This is a genomic window from Hyphomonas sp. (genome assembly GCF_041398465.1).
Classification (GTDB): domain Bacteria; phylum Pseudomonadota; class Alphaproteobacteria; order Caulobacterales; family Hyphomonadaceae; genus Hyphomonas.
Genome location: NZ_JAWKUS010000002.1, coordinates 520,282 through 543,417 on the forward strand (window position 1 = coordinate 520,282; position 23,136 = coordinate 543,417).

17 protein-coding genes are annotated in these 23,136 nt (G+C 57.6%); 9 read left to right on the forward strand and 8 right to left on the reverse strand.

Going from position 1 to position 23,136, the window contains the following annotated elements; all coding sequences use genetic code 11:
- Positions 1–72: 72 nt before the first annotated feature.
- The 3 genes from R3C98_RS09075 to R3C98_RS09085 form a co-directional block, all read right to left on the reverse strand.
- The gene (locus R3C98_RS09075) at positions 73–915 is read right to left on the reverse strand and encodes a sulfite exporter TauE/SafE family protein (RefSeq protein WP_371313792.1); all 843 of its coding nucleotides are present in this window, start codon (positions 913–915) and stop codon (positions 73–75) included.
- A gap of 128 nt (positions 916–1,043) precedes the next feature.
- On the reverse strand, positions 1,044–3,620 hold the full coding sequence (locus R3C98_RS09080; RefSeq protein WP_371314027.1) for a TonB-dependent receptor plug domain-containing protein: 2,577 nt from the start codon (positions 3,618–3,620) through the stop codon (positions 1,044–1,046).
- Between the two features lie 416 nt (positions 3,621–4,036).
- A complete protein-coding gene (locus R3C98_RS09085) occupies positions 4,037–4,690 on the reverse strand; it encodes an ANTAR domain-containing response regulator (RefSeq protein ID WP_371313793.1) in 654 nt (217 codons plus the stop codon).
- 349 nt (positions 4,691–5,039) lie between these two features.
- Between R3C98_RS09085 and R3C98_RS09090 the strand changes: the two genes are divergently transcribed.
- From R3C98_RS09090 to R3C98_RS09105, 4 genes are all read left to right on the forward strand, one after another.
- Positions 5,040–6,185 carry an FAD-dependent oxidoreductase gene (locus R3C98_RS09090; RefSeq protein WP_371313794.1) on the forward strand — a complete coding sequence of 382 codons (1,146 nt, stop codon included), beginning with the start codon at positions 5,040–5,042 and terminating at the stop codon, positions 6,183–6,185.
- Between the two features lie 371 nt (positions 6,186–6,556).
- Entirely contained in the window at positions 6,557–7,252 is a 696-nt protein-coding gene (locus R3C98_RS09095) for an isochorismatase family protein (RefSeq protein WP_371314028.1), read from the forward strand.
- 334 nt (positions 7,253–7,586) lie between these two features.
- Complete coding sequence (locus tag R3C98_RS09100; protein ID WP_371313795.1) at positions 7,587–8,072, forward strand: YHS domain-containing (seleno)protein; 486 nt, start codon at positions 7,587–7,589, stop codon at positions 8,070–8,072.
- Between the two features lie 71 nt (positions 8,073–8,143).
- The gene (locus tag R3C98_RS09105) at positions 8,144–8,605 is read left to right on the forward strand and encodes a DUF1348 family protein (RefSeq protein ID WP_371313796.1); all 462 of its coding nucleotides are present in this window, start codon (positions 8,144–8,146) and stop codon (positions 8,603–8,605) included.
- A 6-nt stretch (positions 8,606–8,611) separates the two neighbouring features.
- Here R3C98_RS09105 and ahpF read toward each other — a convergent pair whose 3' ends face one another.
- Together ahpF and ahpC are read right to left on the reverse strand one after the other, a co-directional pair.
- On the reverse strand, positions 8,612–10,195 hold the full coding sequence (ahpF, locus tag R3C98_RS09110; protein ID WP_371313797.1) for an alkyl hydroperoxide reductase subunit F: 1,584 nt from the start codon (positions 10,193–10,195) through the stop codon (positions 8,612–8,614).
- Between the two features lie 123 nt (positions 10,196–10,318).
- Positions 10,319–10,882 carry an alkyl hydroperoxide reductase subunit C gene (gene ahpC / locus R3C98_RS09115; protein ID WP_371313798.1) on the reverse strand — a complete coding sequence of 188 codons (564 nt, stop codon included), beginning with the start codon at positions 10,880–10,882 and terminating at the stop codon, positions 10,319–10,321.
- A 510-nt stretch (positions 10,883–11,392) separates the two neighbouring features.
- On the opposite strand from ahpC, the gene R3C98_RS09120 reads away from it, so the two are divergent.
- From R3C98_RS09120 to R3C98_RS09135, 4 genes are all read left to right on the forward strand, one after another.
- Positions 11,393–12,967 (forward strand): flavin monoamine oxidase family protein, encoded by a 1,575-nt coding sequence (locus tag R3C98_RS09120; protein WP_371313799.1) that lies wholly within the window; start codon positions 11,393–11,395, stop codon positions 12,965–12,967.
- A complete protein-coding gene (locus R3C98_RS09125; RefSeq protein ID WP_371313800.1) occupies positions 12,964–13,416 on the forward strand; it encodes a cytochrome c in 453 nt (150 codons plus the stop codon). The genes R3C98_RS09120 and R3C98_RS09125 overlap by 4 nt, the downstream gene beginning before the upstream one ends.
- Before the next feature lie 21 nt (positions 13,417–13,437).
- Complete coding sequence (locus R3C98_RS09130) at positions 13,438–13,932, forward strand: RidA family protein (protein WP_371313801.1); 495 nt, start codon at positions 13,438–13,440, stop codon at positions 13,930–13,932.
- A gap of 126 nt (positions 13,933–14,058) precedes the next feature.
- The gene (locus tag R3C98_RS09135) at positions 14,059–15,762 is read left to right on the forward strand and encodes a class I adenylate-forming enzyme family protein (RefSeq protein WP_371313802.1); all 1,704 of its coding nucleotides are present in this window, start codon (positions 14,059–14,061) and stop codon (positions 15,760–15,762) included.
- 136 nt (positions 15,763–15,898) lie between these two features.
- Here the strand turns inward: R3C98_RS09135 and R3C98_RS09140 are convergent, their stop codons facing one another.
- Positions 15,899–17,158 carry a TonB-dependent receptor domain-containing protein gene (locus R3C98_RS09140; RefSeq protein WP_371314029.1) on the reverse strand — a complete coding sequence of 420 codons (1,260 nt, stop codon included), beginning with the start codon at positions 17,156–17,158 and terminating at the stop codon, positions 15,899–15,901.
- Between the two features lie 11 nt (positions 17,159–17,169).
- Between R3C98_RS09140 and R3C98_RS09145 the strand changes: the two genes are divergently transcribed.
- Positions 17,170–18,308, forward strand: a protein-coding gene (locus tag R3C98_RS09145; protein ID WP_371312552.1) for an IS3 family transposase whose coding sequence is annotated in 2 segments (ribosomal slippage) — positions 17,170–17,428 and positions 17,428–18,308 — 1,140 coding nt in all. Because the reading frame shifts where the segments join, the coding sequence is not laid out codon by codon here.
- Here R3C98_RS09145 and R3C98_RS09150 read toward each other — a convergent pair.
- Complete coding sequence (locus tag R3C98_RS09150; RefSeq protein WP_371313803.1) at positions 18,284–20,686, reverse strand: TonB-dependent receptor domain-containing protein; 2,403 nt, start codon at positions 20,684–20,686, stop codon at positions 18,284–18,286. The genes R3C98_RS09145 and R3C98_RS09150 overlap by 25 nt on opposite strands.
- A 426-nt stretch (positions 20,687–21,112) precedes the next feature.
- Positions 21,113–22,738, reverse strand: a complete 1,626-nt coding sequence (locus R3C98_RS09155; RefSeq protein WP_371313804.1) for a CIA30 family protein — start codon at positions 22,736–22,738, stop codon at positions 21,113–21,115.
- Positions 22,739–23,136 lie beyond the last annotated feature (398 nt).

Consider the following 23,136-nt stretch of genomic DNA (forward strand, 5'->3'; position numbering starts at 1 on the left):
TGATTTACCTGTTGCCTTGGGGTTGTGAAGAAACTGGTTCCTTTGAGTTTCGCGAAAATGCGAACGTAAGCGTTATCCTGTCAGAGTATTGTACAGGACTATTGCCGACGTTGCGACGAGATAGATGCCAAAGACCCGCTTCAGGGCTTTGGCATTGAGACTGTGAGCGGCTTTAGCCCCCAATGGAGCGGTCAAAAACGACATGGTCGTAATGGCGGCGACAGCAATTAAATTGACATATCCGACCGATCCGAACGGGAGGTTTGGCACCCCCTGCCCGAGAATCGCAAATCCGATTGCGCCTGGCAGGGCGATGATGATTCCGAAGCCGGCGGCGGTTGCAACCGCCTGGTGTATAGGGCGCCCGCAGGCTGTCATGACCAGGACGGCGATTGTTCCGCCACCGATCCCCAGTAGCGCCGAAAACCCGCCGAGAAATGTTGCGATCGACCAAAGCGCAATGCCTTGTGGCATGTCGCTGGCAATCGGCTTCTTGGGTTGAAGAACGGGCGCGATGAAATGCAGCCCCATGAAAAAGACGCCAAGGGAAAACACCCACTTCAGGGACCGGCCATCCATGTAGCGCGCGAGCACCAGACCCAAGAGAACGCCAACGATGAGCGGTGGCGCCCAATCCTTGATGATCTTGAAATCGACCGCGCCATGCGTGTGGTGCGCATGCACAGATCTGGCAGAAGTGACGATGATGGTCGCGAGTGATGTACCGATGGCCACATGGGCGATCAGTTCCGGCTCAACACCGAAATAGGCAAATACGAGCAGGAGCGCCGGAACGACAACGAACCCCCCGCCGATGCCGAATAATCCTGCGGCAAATCCCGCCGCCAAACCTGCCGCCATAAGAACGCCGATCATCTCGGCGACGTACAAGTAGTCTACTTCGTTGCCAGACATACTTCTCTGCGTTTCCTGTTCGAGGCTTGTTGAACCGCCTCTTCCAAATAGAGCAAGGAGGGATAGCGATATCCCTCCTCACAAATTTTCGCCTGCCCCCAAAAGGGGCAGGCGAGCTTTGTTTCTGATCAGAAATTGGCGAGCAGTTTGACGTAGTAGTAGCCACCCTGCCAGTCGACGATTGTACCGGAAGGATAGATCCGGCCGCAGCAGTTGTCGCCGATCTCATCTTCGTCCGGATACTGGTCGAAGGCGTTACGCGCACCGAGAGAGATCTTCACAGCTTCTGAAACCTGATAAGAGCCCTCAAGGTCGACCTGAACCACAGCACCGTAATCCTGATACCGGAGCGGCGAGCCGCCGGTATTGGAGTTCGTGGATTCACCGTAGTAGTTGGCACGAGCCAGGAAGCTGTACGGACCAACATCGTGGGTGACCGAGAAAACTCCGCGCCATTTCGGATCGTAGTTGACGAAGTCATACTGGTCTTCTGCGTTGAACAGAGAACCGACATCACTATCGAACTCGGTCTTGTTGTAGTTCATGGAAGCCGTGAACTTGGTCGAAGAACCATTTGCCCAGTCCTTGGAGTAGGTACCAACAACGTCCACACCCTTGGTGCTCGTGTCGAATGCGTTGGTGAAGTAGAATACCCCGCCAATCGATTCGGCACCGACAACACCTGCGCCAACCAGGGCGAGATAGTTGTCGTATGCAACGCCCGCCGTCGGATCGGTCGACACGTCCTGCGTGGAGATTGCGTTCACGCGATCTTCCAGGTCGATCTGGTAGAAGTCGACCGTCAACGAGAATGCGTCGAAGGAAGACGTCATACCCAGCGTATAGTTGGTGGACTTCTCTGGCTTGAGTGGTTCTGCACCCAGAGCACCCGCAATCGGGCCACCAGCCGGGAACAGACCGGTTGCAACCGGGAAGCCGTTCGGCAGGCGAGTCGACACGTTGGTCGTACCCTGCTGACCCGGTGTCGGAGCGCGGAAGCCCGTACCGACCGAGCCGCGGACGGCGAACATCGGCGAGAACTCGTAGCGGCCAGCCACTTTCCAGACCAGTTCGGAGTCGAAGTCAGAATAGTCCTCGAAACGCAGGGCACCTTGCAGGAACAGGGCGTCCGTAACGTCGGCACTCAGATCACCGTAGAGCGCATAAGAATCTCGGGTATATTCACCAGAGTAAGCTGGCGAGTAACCCGGGAAGCCGTTCGATCCGACACCAAGGGCCTGGTAAACCGGGTCGCTGCTATCGGCACAATCCAGCGTCGAACCGTTCGCGATGACAGCGTCACCAGCAGCAGTCGGCACACCCGCATCACAGAAGCCCCAAGGATCCGGAAGCGAATATGGCCCATCAATGTATGACTCGTAGCTGCCGCCAACCAGTTCGTAGGATTCGTCCATGTAGCTGGCACCGAAAGCGAAGAGCAGCGGGCTGGCGAGACCGACTTCAAACTCTTTCGAGAAGTCTGCCTGCAGCTGCATCTCTTCGTTGATCAGATCACCCGGATGGAAAGAGGTCGGGGACATGTCACCCATCGACGGGTTCACCGTGTTCTTCAGCGTGTACTTGATCTCGTTGTGACCAAGGCGGCCGCTGAAGTCATAAGTGATGCCGTTGTCCCATTCACCGCGGGCGCCGACAACACCGGAGTAGTCGATGACGTTACCGAAGAAGCGCGGCGTGAAGCCGCCTGGGAACAGGTAAAGAGAAGACCAGAGCGAGCCGTCTTCAAGACGGATGTTCTCGATCGTGCCATTGCCCGGATAACGATAGAAGAAGCTGCCGTCTGCTTCGGAGTTCGAATAGTTACCGAAGCCATAGAGCTCGACATCACCGATCGTGTAACCAGCATTGACGAAAGTACGGAACGCTTTCGCATTCGGCTGTCCCCACGGCTGGACCACGCCCGAACCGGCATAGTCTGCGCTATCAAGACCCGCGATGAAGCTATCCAGGTCGAAACCTGCAATAGACGTATCGCCCGGATTGAAATCGGGGCTGTTGGGATCGACGCAAGCCCAGCTTTCGCAGTACTGCTCGCCCCGAAGGGTCATATCCGCCTTCGAGTATTCAGCGGACACGTTGACGAAGCCATTGTCACCAAGACCGAGGCCGAAGTTGCCGGCGAGCGTCGTATTGAAGCCATCACCCTCGTAATACTGACCGAAGTCAGCACTGATCGAGCCGCCTTCCGGTGAGTCTTTCAGGATGAAGTTGATAACGCCGGCGATGGCGTCAGAACCGTACTGAGCCGCAGCGCCGTCGCGCAGGACCTCAACGCTCTTCAGAGCGATGGCCGGAATAGTCGCAATGTCCGGACCCTGAGTACCGGAACCACCGATGGAGACCAGAGCGGCGCGGTGGCGGCGCTTGGAGTTAACGAGAACCAGCGTCTTGTCAGTTGGCATGCCACGCAGCTGTGCCGGGCGAATGAACGTACCGCCGTCAGAAATCGGCTGGCGTGACAGCGAGTAAGACGGGACCAGCGTCTTGATGATGTCGTTGGCGTCCGTGAACGGCACATCAGTGATTTCATCACCACTAAGCACATCCACAGGCACCGGTGAATCCATTACGGAACGGGCTTTACCCCGCAAACCGGTGATGATGACTTTTTCCTGGACAGCGGTTTCATCTGCTGCCGGTTCATCATCCGGCTCTGCGTAAGCCACCCCCCCGGTGACCACCATACCTACGACCGCGGATGACACGGCAGTTTTCAAAAAAGAACTAAATCGCACTTTGTATTCCCTTTCCGCAGCGAAACCATCACTCTCTTTAACGGTTCCGTCTGCCCCCTGTTGTCGAGCACACACCAGCTTCCCCCATTGAGCAGAACGCCCAAGGCACTGATATCCTGAGGTGTTGAGTCGGCCCGCCATTGAGCCGCTTCCATCAGCAGACCGCGCAAAATACCGCCTTTGGCATTCTGTACCTGCTGACTTGCCTACCAAGCTGTCCTGCGCCTCCGGCAAAGCCAATTCGAAACATGTGGCCGAAGATGTTGAATCGTTAACCCGTCACGCTTTTGTGCACTGCACACCAAACAACGCCCAAAGTCTCAGCACTCAGAATGCAGAAATCGGGTTCCAAAAGATCAGAGGTTTCATGGAAAAATCGCGAAGATTGCGAGAATGTTTTCTGCAATCTCCCGCATCGTTTTTCCCTGGGTCATCGCCATGCGTCGCATGGAATCATAAACTTCCTGCTCCGGGAGACCGCTTTTCGTCATCAGCAGGCCTTTTGCCCGCTCAATCGTTTTTCGCGCAGCAAGGTCTTCCTGCGATTTCTGCAACTGGTCTCTCAGAGCAAGGGTCAGAGCGTGGCGCTCTTCTGCCACATTGAGGATGGCCGGAATACGTTCCGGCTCCAATCCATCAACGATGAATGCACTGACCCCGAGTTTCAGAGCCCGGCTCATATCCTCCCTGGAACCACGGTCGACGAAAACAAGAACGGGTACCGCCCTGAAACGCCGCATGGCCAGAAGTTCGGTCAACAGTTCAAGATCTGCGGTAGGTGAAGCCAGAATGATCGCACTCGCACCCATCAGCTTCAGACGCCGGATTTGCCAATCCGGGTGACCTGTAATTTCGGTCTGATGGGGCTGTTCGCCCAGCCCGTTTGAAATATGTGCGGCCCGAATTTCATCACTGGCAAGAATCAGGATCTGGCCGTCCCAACTCGTGGTGTCTGACGACCGGGCGGGTTGCTGCGCCTCATTCAGCAACGCTGTACTGTGGGATTTCTCTGCAGCCATGTTGTTCCGGGCTCTCTGCCAGCACATTCAAACCATTGATGTCGCTTGAATTTTGGGAACAACCGCGCGGAGTCCAAACAGATCATTTGTAGAAGGCGTCACATATTGGCTGTTTGTGATCGATCCTGTTACGCCGATGAACAAATACCCGGCAGGAATACTCTCATGGATAAAATGCAAGCCACTGCATCACCGTCCAATTTACAGGCGACATTCAGGTTGATCGATCGAAACCGCCGGATCTGCAGGCATATGCCCAGCCAACCATCCGGTCTGCCGAACTGTCCTTGACCAGTCAAAACGGCACTTCAAAAGTCCCACACGGGAACGGTATCGCATCGAGGACATCATGAAACGTAGAGACTTTCTGGCGACAGGAACGGGCCTGGGTGTAGCTGCCCTGACGGGGTGCACAAGTACAGCCACAGGGTTTGCGCCACCGCCCACCACTGGAGATGCGCTCGTCCAGTCAATGGACGCACCGATGCGACCAATAAAGTCGTCCATGAGCCGCGTGACACGTACCATCGTCGGCCTTCGCCCATTCCGGAAACCCGGTCCGCGTCTGGAAGCCGTGAAGGTCGGGTCCAAGAGTGTCGTGCACAATTACGGTCATGGCGGCGGAGGTGTTTCCTTATCCTGGGGCGTCGCCGAACTGGCTGTTGCACTTACCAAGGAAACGCGCAGCGAACAGGTCGCCGTGCTCGGCTCCGGCGCAATCGGCTTGTCGACGGCTATTTTGCTTCAGCGCGCTGGCGCACAAGTCACAATCTACGCCAAGGATTTTCCGCCCTACACGACGTCGAACGTCGCCGGCGCCATGTGGCACCCAGTGACTCTATTCGAGAATGACCAGGTCTCACAGGAAACCATGGCGATGCTCGACCTCGCTTCCCGCATCGCCTTCAACCGGTTCATCCGGTTTGCGAATGATCCCAAATATGGCGTCTACTGGATCCGTCAGTTCTCACTCAGCAACCGCCCAATGAGCACGATCCGTCCCTATGTCGGCGGAGACGCGCTCTACCCGGGCCTGAAGCGTAACCAGCCCGGAGGCCCATTCGGCTTCCCGTTCTATGACGGGTATTACACGCTGATGATCGATCCCGACATTTACCTGCGGGCGCTGGTAAACGATTTCCTTGCCGCGGGCGGCCACATGAAAGAGATGGCCTTCGAGACCGAAGCCGACCTTGAGAAGCTACCTCAGTCCAGCATCGTGAATTGTATGGGACTGGGTTCCGGAAAAGTGTTCGGAGACGAGAGCATCATCCCGGCGCGCGGACAGTTGAGCTTCCTGCTGCCTCAGAACGACATTGAGTATGGCTATGCCGGATCTACGGATGACTATGGCCTGCTTTATTCGTTCCCCAGAAAGACTGGTATCCTCCTCGGCGGATCGGTCGACAAGGGCGACTGGAGCCTCGAACCCCGGGCGGACGAAATCCGCCGCATGGTCGACGGACATGCCTATTTGGCCTCCAAACTGACATAGCGACCACCCAGACCAAATTAACAGACGCCTTTCGCCGGGTCTTCGCTCTGAAGGCCCGGCATTTTGTGTGTGCAATCTTCTGAAGCCAATCCGGCCACCGTCTCAGCGCTTTGACGCGACCGGTCAAAACTGTGTCGTCCGGCGTCAATACCAGACCAGACCCAGGGCGTAGTCAGAACTCAGCTCATTTCTGGAGGGACAGACGCCCCCTCCCTCCGGAACAAGCGGAAACCAAACGCCCACTTACGGAGATCATAATGTTCACCTCGCGCCTCCCTTTGAAACTTGTCCTGGCGTCTGCTGGATTTGCAGCCCTGCTTTTCACCCAGCATAACGCCGCTGCCGAAACGGCTCGCGCAGCCACAGCAAAAATGCCGCCCGTCAATGACGGACTGCCCATGCCGGGCTTCAAGATCGATCCGGCGACGACGGCTCTCGTCATCACGGATCCGCAGAATGACTTCCTCTCGCCGGATGGTGTCACCTGGGGCGTTGTCGGTCAGAGCATCACCGAGAACGGCACGGTCGAAAACCTCGAAGCCCTGTTCAAGGTGGCCGGTGAAACCGGCATGCCCGTCTTCGTGTCTCCGCACTTCTATTTCGAGCACGACCACAAATGGGAATTCGAAGGCACGCTCGAAACGCTGATGCACAGCATCGGCATGTTTGACCGCCCGCACGCCCTCACCCTGGAAGGGTTCGAAGGCTCGGGCGCCGACTGGCTCGATCGCTACAAGCCCTACATCAATGACGGCAAGACCGTTGTGACCAGCCCGCACAAGGTCTACGGCCCTGAAACCAATGATCTCGTCCTTCAGCTTCGCAAGGCCGGTATCTCGAAGGTCATCCTTGGCGGCATGTCGTCAAACCTCTGCACCGAATCCCACATGCGCGAGCTGATCGAACAAGGTTTCGAAGTGATGGTTGTCACCGATGCAACCGCAGGCGCGATCACGCCGCTCTATAACGGATACGACGCCTCGCTCACCAATTTCCGGATGATCGCCAGCGCGGTCGACAACACCGAGAATACGGTGAAAGCGATCAAGGCGGCTTACGGGAAATAGCTCCCCCATCCACGTCTCACCCCGCGTGGATGTCCGGCAGCCCGGCTGATGGCTTCCCCCTCCCTCCCCCGTCAGCCGGGCTCTTCCGGGCCGCCCCTTAGTCATCCGGTCAATAGCAATCAGGACACGCGATATGCCCGCGCAAGAACTACTGCCTCCGCTGGAGCCGCGCCCCTGCCCGGCGCCCGTCTTCTGTACCCTGATTGTAATTGTCCGTCTGGAGCTGACAGTCCGAGAAGCTCCAGACACCCACCACCTGCTGGTTGCCTCACCGCATCGGCAGGCCCTCTCCCCACCGAGCCAGTGGCTCCAACCTCCCGAAAAGGAAAATGAAATGTCCCGTACCATTACACTCTCCGCCATGGTGATGGCTGCTGCCATCGCAGTCGCCCTGCCTGCCGCCGCCGAAGACGAATACAACGTCTCGACCGGCATCACGACCGCCGGTGTTCCGCTGGGCCTGCACGGCGTCGATGCCGTTGCCCTGACGACGCTGAACGCTGTTGCTGAGGGTGACGCGCAATACACAGTCGTCGAAGACGGCGTGGCCTACTATTTCGCATCCGAAGACTCGGCCAACAAGTTCAAAGCCAATCCGGCAATGTATGCGGCCCAGTATGGCGGGTTCTGCGCTTATGCCGTCGCACTCGGCAAGAAGTTCGACGGCGACCCGCAATATGCCGACATCGTCGATGGCAAGCTCTACCTGTTCGTGAACGCCGAGATCTTCGAGAAGTACAAGAAGGACTCCAAGCGCATTCTGGCTAAAGCTGAGCGCACCTGGCCGCGTATCGAACACAAGGCCGTGGGTGACCTGTAATCTTCAATTCGGGCGGCTGGACACACTCTCCAGCCGCTCAAGCTTTTCTCCCAACACAAGAGAGCAATCCGATGAGACCGCCCCTGCCGCCCTTCACGGCCGTAACCGCAACAGAAAAAGTCCGCCTCGCCGAAGATGGCTGGAACAGTCGAAATCCTGAAAAAGTGTCCCTCGCCTATACCGAAGACAGCGCCTGGCGAAACCGGGACCTGTTCGTCACGGGCCGGGCTGAAATCGTCCGCTTCCTGACGGAGAAATGGCGGAAAGAACAGGAGTACCGCCTGATCAAGGAATTGTTCGCCTTCTCAGGTCATCGCATTGCCGTCCGCTATGCCTATGAATTTCACGATGCCAGCGGACAATGGTATCGCGCCTATGGCAACGAGAACTGGGAATTCGACTCTGAGGGCCTGATGCAAAAGCGCTATGCCAGCATCAACGATCTTCAAATCAGCGATGCCCAACGCCTGTTCCACTGGCCGCAAGGCCGGCGCCCGGACGATCATCCGGGGCTCAGCGCACTGGGTCTCTGATCAGGATCAGGCGTCTTCCAAAACCGGTGCTTCAGCCGGTGCCAGACGGATCAGATAATCGAATGCGGAGAGGGCTGCCTTGGCCCCTTCGCCCATCGAAATAACGATTTGCTTGTAAGGCGTCGTCGTTGCATCACCGGCGGCAAACACTCCCGGAAGCGAGGTCTGGGCCCGCATGTCGGTCACGATCTCACCACGTTCGCTGAGCTCGATGCTACCGCGCAGCCATTCCGTGTTCGGCACGAGGCCGATCTGCACGAAGATACCTTCCAGCGCCACTTCGTGCAGCTCTTCAGTGTTCCGGTTCTTGTAGGTCAGCCCCTTCACCTTGGCACCATCGCCGAGCACTTCGGTCGTCATCGCGGAGGTGATGATTGTAACGTTCGGCAGGCTGCGCAGCTTGTTCTGGAGCACAGCATCAGCGCGCAGCTGCGTATCGAATTCGATCAGAGTGACATGCGCGACCAGGCCAGCGAGATCGATAGCCGCCTCCACGCCGGAGTTGCCGCCGCCAATCACAGCCACGCGCTTACCTTTGAACAGCGGGCCATCACAGTGCGGGCAGTAGGCCACGCCCTTATTGCGATACGCTTCTTCGCCCGGCACGCCCATCTGCCGCCAGCGGGCGCCCGGCGCGAGGATGAGGCTGCGGGTCTTGAGGCTGGCGCCATTCTCCAGAACCACTTCGTGCAGACCGCCTTCTTCCTTGGCCGGGACCAGTTTCGAAGCAGTCTGGAGGTTCATCACATCAATGTTGTATTCCTTGATGTGCGTTTCCATGGCCGTCGCAAGCTTCGGGCCTTCCGTATACGGCACGGATATCAGGTTTTCGATGCCCATCGTGTCGAGAACCTGACCGCCAAGACGTTCCGCTGCGATACCAGTGCGGATACCTTTCCGGGCAGCGTAAATCGCGCCAGCCGCTCCGGCCGGGCCGCCGCCGATAACAAGCACTTCGAACGGCTCTTTCTGAGAGATCTTGGCCGCCATTTTTTCCTGCGCGCCGGTATCCAGCTTGGCGAGGATCTGTTCGACTTCCATACGGCCGGAACCGAATACTTCGCCGTTCAGGTAAACCGTCGGCACCGCCATCACCTGGCGTGCATCGACCTCACCCTTGAACAGGGACCCGTCGATAGAAGTATTCCGAATGTTCGGATTGAGGACCGCCATCATGTTCAGGGCCTGAACAACGTCCGGGCAGTTCTGGCAGGACAGCGAGAAATAGGTTTCGAACTCGAAATTGCCTTCGAGCGATTTGATCTGCTCGATCACTTCCGGTGCGACCTTGGGCGGGTGTCCGCCGACGTGAAGCAACGCAAGCACGAGCGATGTAAATTCGTGGCCCAGCGGCAGGCCGGCAAAGCGCAGGCTGATCTCCGCATCAGGCGTTGTGATCGCAAAGGAGGGCGCGCGCGCGTCTTCGCCGCGCTTCCAGCTGACCTTTTCGGACAGTTCGGAAATTTCCTGCAGGAGCTCTTCGAGGTCACGGCTACCCTTGCTGTCATCCAGGGCGGCCACGAGTTCCACCGGGCGCCGGATGTTTTCCATATAGGCTTTGAGCTGGGTCTTCAGATTGGCGTCCAACATAAGTCGTCTCCTGCGAAAGTCGCGGACGCGCCGGCTGGCAGCGCAAGTTCCTGCGGGGATAGAGGGAGGAAAGCCGGCTGGCCGTGGAGTTCACAGCCAGCCGGATAACGGAATAGCGGTGGCTTAGATCTTGCCGACCAGTTCCAGCGACGGGGCGAGGGTTTCCGAACCTTCTTCCCATTTCGCCGGGCAGACCTGGCCCGGGTTCGCGCGGACGTACTGAGCCGCTTTGACCTTGCGAACGAGTTCAGCCGCGTTGCGGCCAACACCTTCACAGGTCACTTCGATCACCTGGATTACGCCGTCCGGATCGACCACGAACGTACCGCGGTCTGCGAGGCCCATGTCTTCGCGCATATTGTCGAAGTTGCGGGTGATGGCGCCGGTCGGGTCACCCAGCATGTAGTATTCGATCTTGCCGATGGCCGGCGAGGTTTCGTGCCAGGCCTTGTGGCTGAAGTGCGTATCGGTCGACACGGCGAACACTTCGACGCCCATGCCCTGCAGCGCGGCATACTCGGACTGCAGGTCTTCCAGTTCCGTCGGGCAGACGAAGGTGAAGTCTGCCGGGTAGAAGAAGAAGATTGCCCACTTGCCCTTCACGTCGGCATCGCTGACCGACTCGAATTTGCCTTGCTTGAATGCTTCGGCCTTGAAGGGTTTAATTTGCGTATTGATAAGGGACATTGTGGCTCCGTCTGTTGTTGCTTGCCGGGACAAATCCAATACCTGTCCGAGATGGCTTGCCAATAAATACTGGTGGGACAAATCGCGCGCTTGTCTTTGATCTATGCGCTTGAAGTCCCGCGACTGACGTTTCCTTCGCCCTGTGTTCTTTTCTATAATTATTCTAAATTTGGAAACAAGGGCCGCCCCGCGAGCGGATGCAGACATTCCACAATCTGCTGCATTTTCTTGAAGAATCCGGGGTGAGGAACCACCCGGCCTGCCGGGAAGCCCGCAAATGGGTCCAGCCTGATGAACGGAATCACTGACCTCGCGCCTCAAAGCGGGCCAGCGATTCGAAATATCCCCGCCTCCCGCTAGCCGACTGCACAAACCGCACGCCACTCGACGTCTGCGACATGCAATGTTGACCGAAATTTGGTCCACCACACCGAATGCAGCAAACCCGGCCAGTTTTCCCTTTACGCCCACACTGCTACACCTACCACGGACACAAAAACGGAGGGTACGATGGAGGGAGCGACCAGGCGGTACGCATTGGCGATGATCGGCGCGACAGCAGGCAGCGCCGCACTCTATTCCGCGATGAAAGCCATGCATCACGTCCAGCCCTCTTCCTATAGAGGGCCGATCAAACTCGACGGAGACCCGAAAGGCGCAAAAGTCCTTATCCTCGGCGCCGGTCTTGCGGGCATGGTTGCCGCTCTCGAACTGCGATCAGCCGGCTATGATGTCGAAGTTCTGGAATACCGCGAGAAAGCAGGCGGCCGCTGCTGGACGCTGCGCGGCGGCGACACTTACACCGAGATGGGTGGAGCAACCCAGCACGTCTCCTTTGAAGGAGACAACTACATCAATCCGGGCCCATGGCGCATTCCTTATGATCACCACGGCGTCCTGGACTATTGCCAGCGTCTTGGCGTTCAACTCGAACCGTTCGTCCAGCAGAACCACAACGCCTATCTCCACAACAGCAATGCCTTCGGCGGCAAGCCGCAGCGCTTCAAGCACATCGCCACCGACTATCGCGGGCAGACGTCAGAGTTGCTGGCAAAGGCGGTCGACCAGAACCGGCTGGACGACATGCTTACCTCTGATGACAAGGAAGCCCTGATCGAATCCCTCCGCGCGACCGGTGCGCTCGACGGCACGAATTCCTACAAGAAAAGTGGCTATACGAGCATGTATCGCGGCTATGGAAAGCCGCCGGGTGCCGGGTTCGATGGTGCACCTTCCCCATCAGATCCGATCAGCTTGTCCGAAATCCTGAAATCGAACCTCTGGCACCGGCTCGCCGACGCCGACCTGCTCGATCACCAGATGCCGATGTTCCAGCCGGTCGGAGGCATGGACATGATTGCGCAGGCCTTTGCGCGGGAAGTCGGTGATCTGATCCGTTTCAACTCCAAAGTCGTCTCACTTCAGCAGGACGACAATGGCGTAAAAGTTGCCTACGAGGATACCCGCACAGGCGACACGCTGACGGCGGAGGCGGACTGGTGCGTCTGCACCGTACCGTTCTCGATCCTGGGCCAGATGGACCACAATCTTTCGCCGGAACTCACGGCGGCGGTCAACGACGTCTTCTATCGTGGCTCAGCCAAATGGGGCCTCGAATTCAAACGGCGCTTCTGGGAAGAAGATGAAAAGATCTATGGCGGGATCAGCTACACTGACCTGCCTATTGAAATGATCTCCTATCCTTCCGGCGGTCTGTTCACCAAAGGGCCGGCCGTTTTGCTGGGCGGATACACATGGGATGACGCACAAGCCTATGAATTCAATGCCATGCAGCCGGAAGACCGGATCAAATGGGCGATCGAGTTCGGATCCAAGATCCACCCGCAATACCTGGAAGAATACAAGACCGGCGTCAGCGTCGTCTGGCACAAGGTTCCATGGGTGCTCGGTTGTTTCGGCATCTGGCGGAACAAGGAAACCCACTACGCCAACGCGGTAAAAATCGACAATCGTGTTGTCTGCGCAGGCGAGCACGTGTCTTATCTTGGTGCCTGGCTGGAAGGCGCGATCGAGTCTTCTCTCGACGCGATCGGCAGACTGCATGACAAGGTGATCAACGGATGAAACACCAAGCCACCACCACCCGCACCGTTCTGACCGCTCTCGCATTCGCGGCCACCGCATTCAGCATACATGCTGATGAAGGCATTCCTGAAATCACCAGCTTCGAACCAACGCCTCTGGAGAAAAAGATCTTCGATGGCCCGGGCGTCACCGTGACGAGCGGCGAGGAAATCTACTCCACGCTTTGCGCAGGGTGCCATATGCCCAAGGGCGAAGGCGCCGTTGGCGGCGGAATGTACCCCGCGCTCGCAGGGAACGAGAAGCTTGAGTATCCCGATTATGCTGTCTTTATCATCCTGAACGGCTACAAAGCGATGCCGTCCTTCGCGCATACGCTTTCTGACGAGCAGGTTGCCGCTGTCGTCAACTATCTGCAGTCCGGGCTGGGCGGCAATACCTACGAACCGGCCGCGACGACCGAACAGGTCGAAATCAGCCGGCCTCAATAATCAGATTACGGAGTGAAACCCATGCGCCTGACCGCCCCTCTTCTTTCCATTGCCGCCATCGCGCTTGGCGCCTGTGATGCCGCAGACAGCGAAGTCATCCGCCACAAGATCCCCGGCTCGGACTTTCCAATCCTCCAGGCTGTCGAAGTTCCTGCCGACGCAACGCTGGTTTATCTGAGCGGTGCCGGCCCGACCGTCACGGATGAAACAGCGGAGCCGAGATCGCCGGCGGCCTATGGCGATATCACCACACAAACCGAAACGACGCTGGCGACGATTGAATCCCGCCTTGAGGGGCTGGGCCTCACAATGAGCGACGTCATCAAGATGCAGGTCTACATCGTGGCCGCACCGGGTGAAGACTCGCTCGATTTCGGCGGCTTCATGAAAGGCTATGTGAAGTATTTCGGGACCGAAGAGCAGCCTAACCTGCCGACTCGCTCGGTGTTCGAAGTTGCCGGGCTTGCCAACCCTGGGTGGCTGATCGAAATCGAAGTTGTCGCCGTCCGCGACTAGGCAGACCGGCTCCGGCGTCAAACTGACGCCGGAACGCAGCCTCTGCGCACTAACTTGCCCCTACGCAAGTCATTTCCTTGGCCGGGAAGGCATGTATGATCCCCAAAAATTACATTGGGGAGAGCCATGCACTACGCAGAACTTCTGAAAGCGCGTGAAGAACTGACCGGACCGGGCGGTGACTTCGAGATCGTTGAAGCCGACGTGCTCGGCAACAGGCTTCGCGTGTACAAGAATGCCCCGTCCAGCATTCGGGAAGTCTGGGCGGCCACCAAGGAGTTCGCCGACCGTACCTATCTGGTCTATGAGGACGAGCGGCTCACCTACGCCGAAGCCCATGAACAGGTAAACGCGATTGCCGCCTGGCTGTTTGACCAAGGCGTCCAGCCGGGCGACCGGATCGCCATTGCGATGCGCAACTACCCTGAATGGCTCCTCATCTATTGGGCCGCCACGTCTGTCGGAGTCACCGTCGTAGGCATGAACGCCTGGTGGACCGCCGAAGAGATGGCCTACGCCCTGAAAGACTCCGAGCCCAAGGTATTGTTTCTGGATGCCGAACGGCTCGAACGGGTCAAGGACGAGCCGGACCTGACGGGTTCCATGACACTTGTCGGCATCCGGATACCGGACCTGCCACCCAACATTATACCGTGGAGCGATGTCATCGCCCATGGCGGTGATATGCCGGACGTCACGGTCGATCCGGACTCGGACGCCTGCATCTTCTATACATCCGGCACGACCGGCTTTCCGAAAGGCGCACAGCTAACCCAGCGTGGTTGCGTCGCTAATCTCATGAACATGCTGTATGCCGGAGCGTCCACAGCACTGGCCGTACAGCGCGCTACGGGTGTCGAGCCTCCGGTAGATCCGCCCCCGCCCGTAGGGCTGCTGACAACACCTCTCTTCCACGTCACCGCAAACAATTGTGGAGCATATGCGACGACCGCGGTCGGCGGCACGATCGTTCTGATGTACCGCTGGGATGCTGGCGAAGCGCTGAAGATCATCGAACGCGAAAAGGTCACGAGCCTGGGCGGCGTGCCGGTCATGGGGAGAGAACTGATCAACCACCCGGACTTCGCCAAGACCGACACATCCAGTCTCGTCCAGCTTTCGGGCGGCGGGGCACAAGTACCGCCTGATTTGGTCCACAAGATCGAATCCACAATCGCAACGGCCCGCCCGGCCACCGGTTATGGCATGACAGAAACGTGCGGGATCATCACGTCCGTGTCTGCAGACTTCTTCGTCGACAAGCCGGATAGCGCCGGACCGGCCATGCCCAATTTCGAAGTCAAATGCGTCGATGAACTGGGCGACACCGTTCCGCCCGGTGAGCTGGGTGAACTCTGGGTGAAAGGCTCCTCCGTCATCAAGGGCTATATCAACCGACCTGAGGCGACCGCTGAATCGATCACGGACGGCTGGCTGCACACCGGTGATATCGCCCGGATCGACAAGGATGGCTTCATCTTCATCGTCGACCGCAAGAAAGACATGGTGCTGCGCGGAGGTGAAAACGTCTACTGCGCCGAAGTCGAGTCTGTTGCCTATACTCACCCGGCCATCGCCGAGTGTAGTGTCTTCGGCGTGCCGGACGACCGGCTAGGCGAAGAGGTTGGCATCGCCATTGTGTTGAAGCCCGGCGAAAAGCTGACCGCGGATGAATTCCGGGCTCACTGCGCCGCGACGATGGCGAAGCACAAAGTGCCCCGCTATGTCTGGTTCATCGCAGACGCCCTGCCCCGCAATGCCAGCGGCAAGTTCGTCAAACGCGACCTGCGCGATCGCCTCAGCGCGGAACTCCAGAACGCCGGGCAATAATCAGGCGCAATAATCTTTTACAGGGCGGCGGAGACCACGCCGCCCTGCACAATTTTGTGCCGGACATTGGCAGCGCGTTCGCTATGGATGGCCTCATCTTCGGCAACCATTCCGAACGCGCTTCTGGCAGATCAGCCTACCAGCTGAAAGCCCCGCGAACGAACCATGTCCCTCCGGTAAAACCAAATGGCGCGAAAGTATTGTACATGTTCGATCCGTTCGTCTCTCCAGGTTCACTGATTTGCTCTGGATATGTGTTGAGCAGATTGTTGGCACCCGCATAGATGGTGAAATTGTCGGACAGGGCATATCCGACTTCCACGCCAACGACCCACTCCGGGTCAACATCAAAGTCCTCTTCCGGATTGGTCGCATTTCGGACCATGTATCGACCAAAGCGCGTGGTGCGCGCATTCGCCCTGAACCGGCCCCGCTTCCACCCGAGGCCAATACTGATCTTCGAGTCCGGGATCGCATCGGTTAGCGCGGCTTGTTTACTCTGATCGAATATAACGATATCCCCCAGCGCCTCCAGCTCTGGCGGATTTTCGACGATGACCACAATGTCCGTCTCATTCCTGTTGAGCCCGCCAATGATCTCGAAGTCGCCATATTCCGTATACACCCGATAAGTAGCAACTACGTCCACACCTCGTGTACGGGTGTCGATTGCATTTGTATAGTATTGCCCGCTGATGCCGGATGAGAGCCCGTTGGCCACCAACAGCGCCTGGACCTGTTCACCAATCGTGGTGATTCCGTCGGCGGATAGCCTGGTGTCCAACGGTGAGAAGGTCGACGTAACCACAATCCTGTCATCCAGATCGATCTGGTAAGCGTCCACCGTCACGGACAGGTTCGAACGCGGCGTGAAAGCAAAGCCGAAACTGGTATTCCGGGACGTCTCTGGTTTGAGGGGCGATGAGCCGAGCGCGCGGGCGGCGACGGAATTAACCGGCAAGTTTTTCAGAAGCAGAAGCTCGGTTACGCCATCGCCGTCCAGATCCCTGAACTGGCTGGTCGTTGAAGAATAAGCCTGCTGCGCGAGAGACGGCGCTCTGAACCCGGTGTTGTAGGACGCCCGAAGTGCAAACCAGTCGGTGAGTGCGTATCTCCCACCAACCTTGTAAATCAGCTCATCACCCGCATCGTCGTCGAAGTTTTCGTATCGCACGGCGGCATTCAGGAACAAGGTCTCCGACGGGCTCCAGCCCAGTTCGCCGTAAGCACTCAAATTCGCGCGATCTAACCCGCCCGCATCATCGGGCCGAAATCCGGGGGTCGCCTGGGCTCCAGGTGCAAGCGGTTCACCCGCGAAAGGTTGCCCGGGCGGGCGAACATTGGTCTGCCTCCCGAAAAGTGGTCCGTTATTTGAGTTAGTTCCGGCTTCAGATATGGAGCTGAGACATGGGCAAGAGAGCCAAGCCTGAAGAGATTATTGCGAAACTGCGGGAGGTGGAGGTTCGCCTCGCTCGCGGTGAAACTGCAGCTTCGGCGGCGCGCGCCGTCGGTGTGACCGAACAGACCTACTACCGCTGGCGCAAAGAGTATGGCGGCCTGCAGGTCGACCAAGCCAAGCGCATGAAAGATATGGAGAAGGAAAACGCCCGGCTTCGGCGCGCAGTCTCTGATCTCACGCTGGACAACCAGATCCTTCAGGAAGTCGTGCGGGGAAAGTTCTAAGCCCTTCGCGTCGTCGTGCTGCAGTCGATCACGTGGTGGAAGAGCTTGGCGTCTCCGAACGCCGGGCTTGCCGTGTGATCGGCCAGCACCGTTCGACCCAGCGCAAGCAGCCCATACGGCGAGATGATGAGGACGCCCTGACATCGGCGATTATCCGCCTGGCCGAACGGTTCGGCCGGTATGGCTATCGCCGGATCACGGCGCTCCTCAGAAATGATGGCTGGCATGTGAACGAGAAGCGGGTTTACCGCATCTGGCGACGGGAGGGGCTGAAAGTGCCGATGAAACAACCAAAACGCGGTCGTCTCTGGCTGAATGATGGCTCGTGTGTGCGGCTGAGGCCGGCGCACAAAGGCCATGTCTGGTCCTATGACTTCGTGCAGGACCGCACCCATGATGGACGTGTGTTCCGCATGCTGTGTGTGGTCGACGAGTTTACACGGGAGTGCCTCGCCATCCGAGTCGAGCGAAAGCTGAACTCACGGGATGTCCTCGACACGCTGGGTGAGCTGTTCGTTCGGCATGGGCCGCCGGAACACATACGCTCTGACAATGGCCCTGAGTTCATTGCAACAGCCCTCCGTGACTGGCTGGCACGTATCGGCGTGAAGACGCTCTATATCGAACCGGGAAGCCCATGGGAAAACGGATACTGCGAAAGTTTCAACTCCAAGCTCCGGGACGAGTTGCTGGCGAGGGAAATCTTCTTCGATCTCAGGGAGGCCCAGATCCTGATCGAAACCTGGCGGCGGCACTACAACACCGCGCGCCCGCACTCTTCTCTGGGCTACCGGCCACCCGCTCCACAAACCATCTTGCCCGCGGCGTTCATACCGCCTTACTGTGAGGAGGTAGCGGCATGAACGCCGCTACGTGAAAACCGCCGGACTAACAAAACCGGTGGACCACCCCTGTGGGGCAGAGCAACGCCGTATGACGAGCTTTCGGATTCCTCTGGTTCCAGTTCTGAGTTACCCGAGCGAAGGCTGGCAACCGTCACACCGAGTGTTGCACACTGGCTGTAGTCTGTGATCCGGTTCTGGATGAGAGCCGCCTCACACTGAATATAGTCCGGATATCCATTGACGCGTTCCAGAAGCGGAGTGTTCACCACTTCCAGGTTCGGCGCCTTGAAGCCTTCCGACCATGATCCACGGAAGCGGAGACCGTCGATGACGTCCCAGGACATTGCGACTTTCGGCTTCGAAACCGAGCCAACATCCGAATAGTCTTCGTAACGCGCCGCAGCTTGCAGATCGATCGCCTGAACGAACGGGATATTCATCTCCGGCGAAACCAGCGGCACTGCGACTTCGAAATATGCCGAGGAAACGTTGCGGCTACCCGAGACATCCGGCGATGGGCTATGCCCCATTAGGCTGGAGTCTGAGACCAGCGCGCCAGTGATCTGGTCATAGTAAGGCAGCGAACCATCCTGGTGCGGATCGCGGTCATCTTTATAGGTTTCTCGGCGGAACTCGACACCCCCCGCAACACCGATATCACCGGCCCATATCGAGAACAGATCAGCTTTGGAGACCTTGAAATCAGCCAGAGCCAAGGTTGTCTTGTTCTCACGAACCTGAGTGATGCGGAAGCTGTCTATCGTCTCCGCGGAATTGCAATCCGGTGCGCCGACATCCGGAATAGCCGGGTCACCACCACAGAACGGATTGTATGCAGTGGCATCCGTACGATTGATCGCCCGTTGGAACAGACGCGAATCGTATCCGTCAGCAGAGTCTTTCACTGTTGCTTCAGTGTAGAGGATTGCGGAATCCCAATCCCATCCGAACGCATCACCTTTTGCGCCAGCCAGAAGCCTCATCTGCTCGTTGTCTACGGTAACGTCACGTGTGCCCGCATCCACAGCGCTATAGGAGTTGATCACAAGATCGACACCCTCAACCGGGACATTGGCGCTCAGGCCATCGATGCGGTTCGCTGAACCGACGGGGCCCAGCGGGTTCCAGTATGCGTCTGCAGCGATGTAGATCGGCCCCGAACCAAGCGAACCACTGGAAGCGATGACGGCTTCAGAGGTCGCGGTATAGTATCCGGCTTCGCCGTACACACTCAGGCTGTCAGATACGTCATAGTTGACAAAGCTGAACATGTTGAAGCGATCGACTGCCGGGAGCATAGTCAGGGTGTCGAACGTCTCCAGATCATCGTGGCGCATATCTCTATATGCCGATGTGAAAATGCTGCCGCCGCCGTAGCAGATGTCACCACCCAGATCATATTGACAGCCAGCGCCGAAGTCTGCCGGCTGAACGTGGAACGTGCCCGCTGCATCGGTAAACGGCGTGCCGTTTGCGCTGATTTGGCCAATGGAGGTATCGATGGGCGTGAACTGGCCCCAGGGGCTGGTCCAGGTCGAACGGTTGTCCCAAGCGACGCCAGCCCAGTTGGTGCCATCAGTCAGCGGGCGCATATCCGCTAGGTTCGTGTAGTCCTGGTCGGAACGCAGCAGGGAATCCCGCGTCGTGCCGCCCAGATAAACAGAGATATTACCTTTGCCGTTAGCGAAATCCGTCCCGTAGAGAATATCCCCGGTGAATTCCGTCAGGTTGGTTCCTTCGGCCATACCATATTGAAGGTTCACATCGAGACCTTCAAAGTCTGACCGGAGAACGTTGTTCACAACACCCGCAACAGCATCGGAACCATACAGAGCGGCAGCGCCGTCTTTCAGGACTTCGACTCGTGCCAGCCCCTGAACCGGAACAGCGTTGACGTTGTAACCAAAGACGGGTGTCTGGTTATCGGTCTGCGAAGTCGGGTGAACGACGGAACGCCGGCCATTGATCAGGAGCAGCGTGTTACCCTGAGCGAGACCGCGCAGGCTGACCGTTGACACGTCGCCTCGAGCTGCGTTCGAGTTACCACCGCCAAGGTAGGTACCGTTGAAAGTAATATCGCCAGCAGACGGAACGGTACGGAAAAGCTCTTCCGCAGACACAGCTCCGGTTGCTTCGATTTCGTCAGGCGAAACTACCGAAACCGGAAGAGCACCTGAAACTTTGGCACCCGCAATCTGGGAACCGACAACCAGAACCTTTTCCATCTGAGCGGTGTCGTCTTCCGCCTCCTGGGCCAACGCCCCCTGCGACAGCACGCCGAGCAAAAGTGCGCTCGTAGATACCGTCATTGCACAACGCCGCATGAAGCGCCCCGACTTCGCGACTTGCGCCACGCCGGTCTTGTCCATCGACCCCGTTAATCCTCTGGATTTCATTTCTTGCTGACTCCTGAGCTTTCGTTTTCCCGCAAGCTTCCCCTTTGCCGGCAGACCCCCTGCCGGACATTCGCGCATCGCTTGCACCCGCTGGCACGATCGAACGTGACCAGAACTTTTAAATCTGTATTCGGATATTCAAGAGGTCGCCGTTGACCTCACACCTTGCTCATCCTTGAGCAATCTCAAGGCTAGCTGCGAGCCTCTCTTCGCACACGCAAAAAAGAAAATTTCTTTCATTTTTATGTCAAGTGCACACAAATGCTGCACCTGCGCAGGCAATCCCACCACCCACGGATCACTCAACTTATCTAAGACTGGAAGACAAAAAGAGCGATCGCGAAAGTCGCGATCGCTCTTCTGATATTCTGTACCCTCCCTATACCGAACGACCACACCGACGAGTCGCCAGATTGATGCTAGAGCTCAGAAAAAACTGACATTATCCAGCTCAAACCAAGCAGCATCACCGCCCGGTCGCTTGATCAAAAATCGCACATCAACGATTCCCTCGCCACTCCACTTCGCATTCTCGGCAGGAGGCATTAAGTCCTTGAACGGAACTCTTATGGATTGCCAAACTTCTCCGACCTCGAATTCGTGCGTCCAGCGCCCCTCGGTCGTTGACACAGCAAATGCATAAGGTTTCTCATCACCACGCATGTCAAAAGCAACACCATTGTACGGTGTCCCATCCGCAGGCTGAACGAAACCTGCATTCATCGGGATTGCGATACCAGCTCGCGCATCCTCACGCAGCGCAAGATCCGCAGACAGGTGCATAACCCCACCTCGCTCGGCGTCATCGCGGATCTCGAAAACCTGCCAGCTGCGCTCCATTCCACCGTCGGGATCGCCGACAACGAGCGTATCTCGCGACGAACGACCATCTTCGCGATCAAAGTCGTCGATCATTGCACTTGTGATCCTGGAAGACGCCATCACGGTCGCAGCAACCGGCGCGGGCGCCCCTTCCCCAAATACCTTCTTGCCACCAACAAAGGTATATTTTGTATTGTGCAGATCGGAAATATTCTCCCATGGTTTTCCGGCGATCAGGACGGCATCCGCATCCTTGCCGACCTCAATCGAACCACGTTGGTCATAAACACCAACGGCGCGCGCACTGTTTGATGTTCCCGCCATCAGGGCCGCCTTTGCTGGGAGACCGGCGCGCACCATCAGTTCCATTTCGGAAAGCGAAGAATATCCATGTGGCGTGCGCGGCATACCCGCATCGGTACCGAGCGCGATCAGAACACCGCCTTCATACAACGCCTTCATGTTGTCCAGACCAATCTGAAACCGGAGCTGGCGCGACTTGAAGGATGGGTGCTGCCGCTCAAACTCCGTGGTTTCCGCCTTGTCGGGATTGTAAACCGCGAGCGTACCCGCATAAGCCGTCCCATGGCTTTTCAGCGCATCAATCGTTTCCTGATCCACATGCGCGTCCAGCACCGAGTGCGCAATCACATCCACACCAGCGCGGCCGGCTAGTTCAGCCCGGTCCTTGGTCACTGTGTGGGTAAGGATTTTCAAACCATGCGAATGCGCTTCTTCGACCAGCGCAGTCAAAGTCGGTTCGTTCATGCTGGTATTGTCAACGCCGGAGCCATAGCGCCACCCGTCGGTGAATACCTTGATCACATCAGGCTTGTAAGGAAGCAGCTCCTTCACCGCCTCGGTCGCCGCGTAGGGCGTGTTGACCCATTTAGTGGTGCTTTTGTCAGACCAGTCTGCACCATGCCCATTGGTCGTGCTCATGCGCGCGGCAAAATTCACTCGCGGCCCTGGCAGCGATTCCAACCACTCGCGCCGTGGCGCAAAGGCTTCCGGCGGCTGGGCAAAATCATAGACCGAGGTCACACCCGTTTTAGCATATTCTTCTGAGATCTGCGGTGTCGTCGCTGGCTGGCCGATTGGCGTGTAGTGAACGTGCAGATCGAAGAATCCCGGCAGAAGAGACAGGCCACTTCCATCAATTGCAGGCACACCTTTCGGCGCAGGGCCGGCTGCTTTGTCGACTGCAGAAATGAGACCGTCATCGAACATAACGGTCGCCTTGTATGGGTCTGCACCCGTGCCATCGAATACGGTTACGCCAGTGATCGCCAGGTCCTGGGCAAACGAAGATCCGGCGACGCACGCCGCCACGAGGCACGAACTCAAAAACCTGCTGACCATACTTTTCTATTGCCCTTTTAACGTCGCCTATGAATCAAGACGCTTTGAAGCAGGTTTCTATCCAGATCCATCGGCTTTTTTTCTCATATTTTTCCCCTCCCCTCTCGCTTCCACCACAGGTCGACCATCCAGGACATAAAGCGTTCTGACTCTTAGGGTTTATGAGCATCCTATCAGTCTCTTCTCTCCGATGGACGGTCATTGGCGCTTCATGAAAAACAACAAAAAGTCTTGTAATTGTATCGCTATAAACGAGACCAGGGATA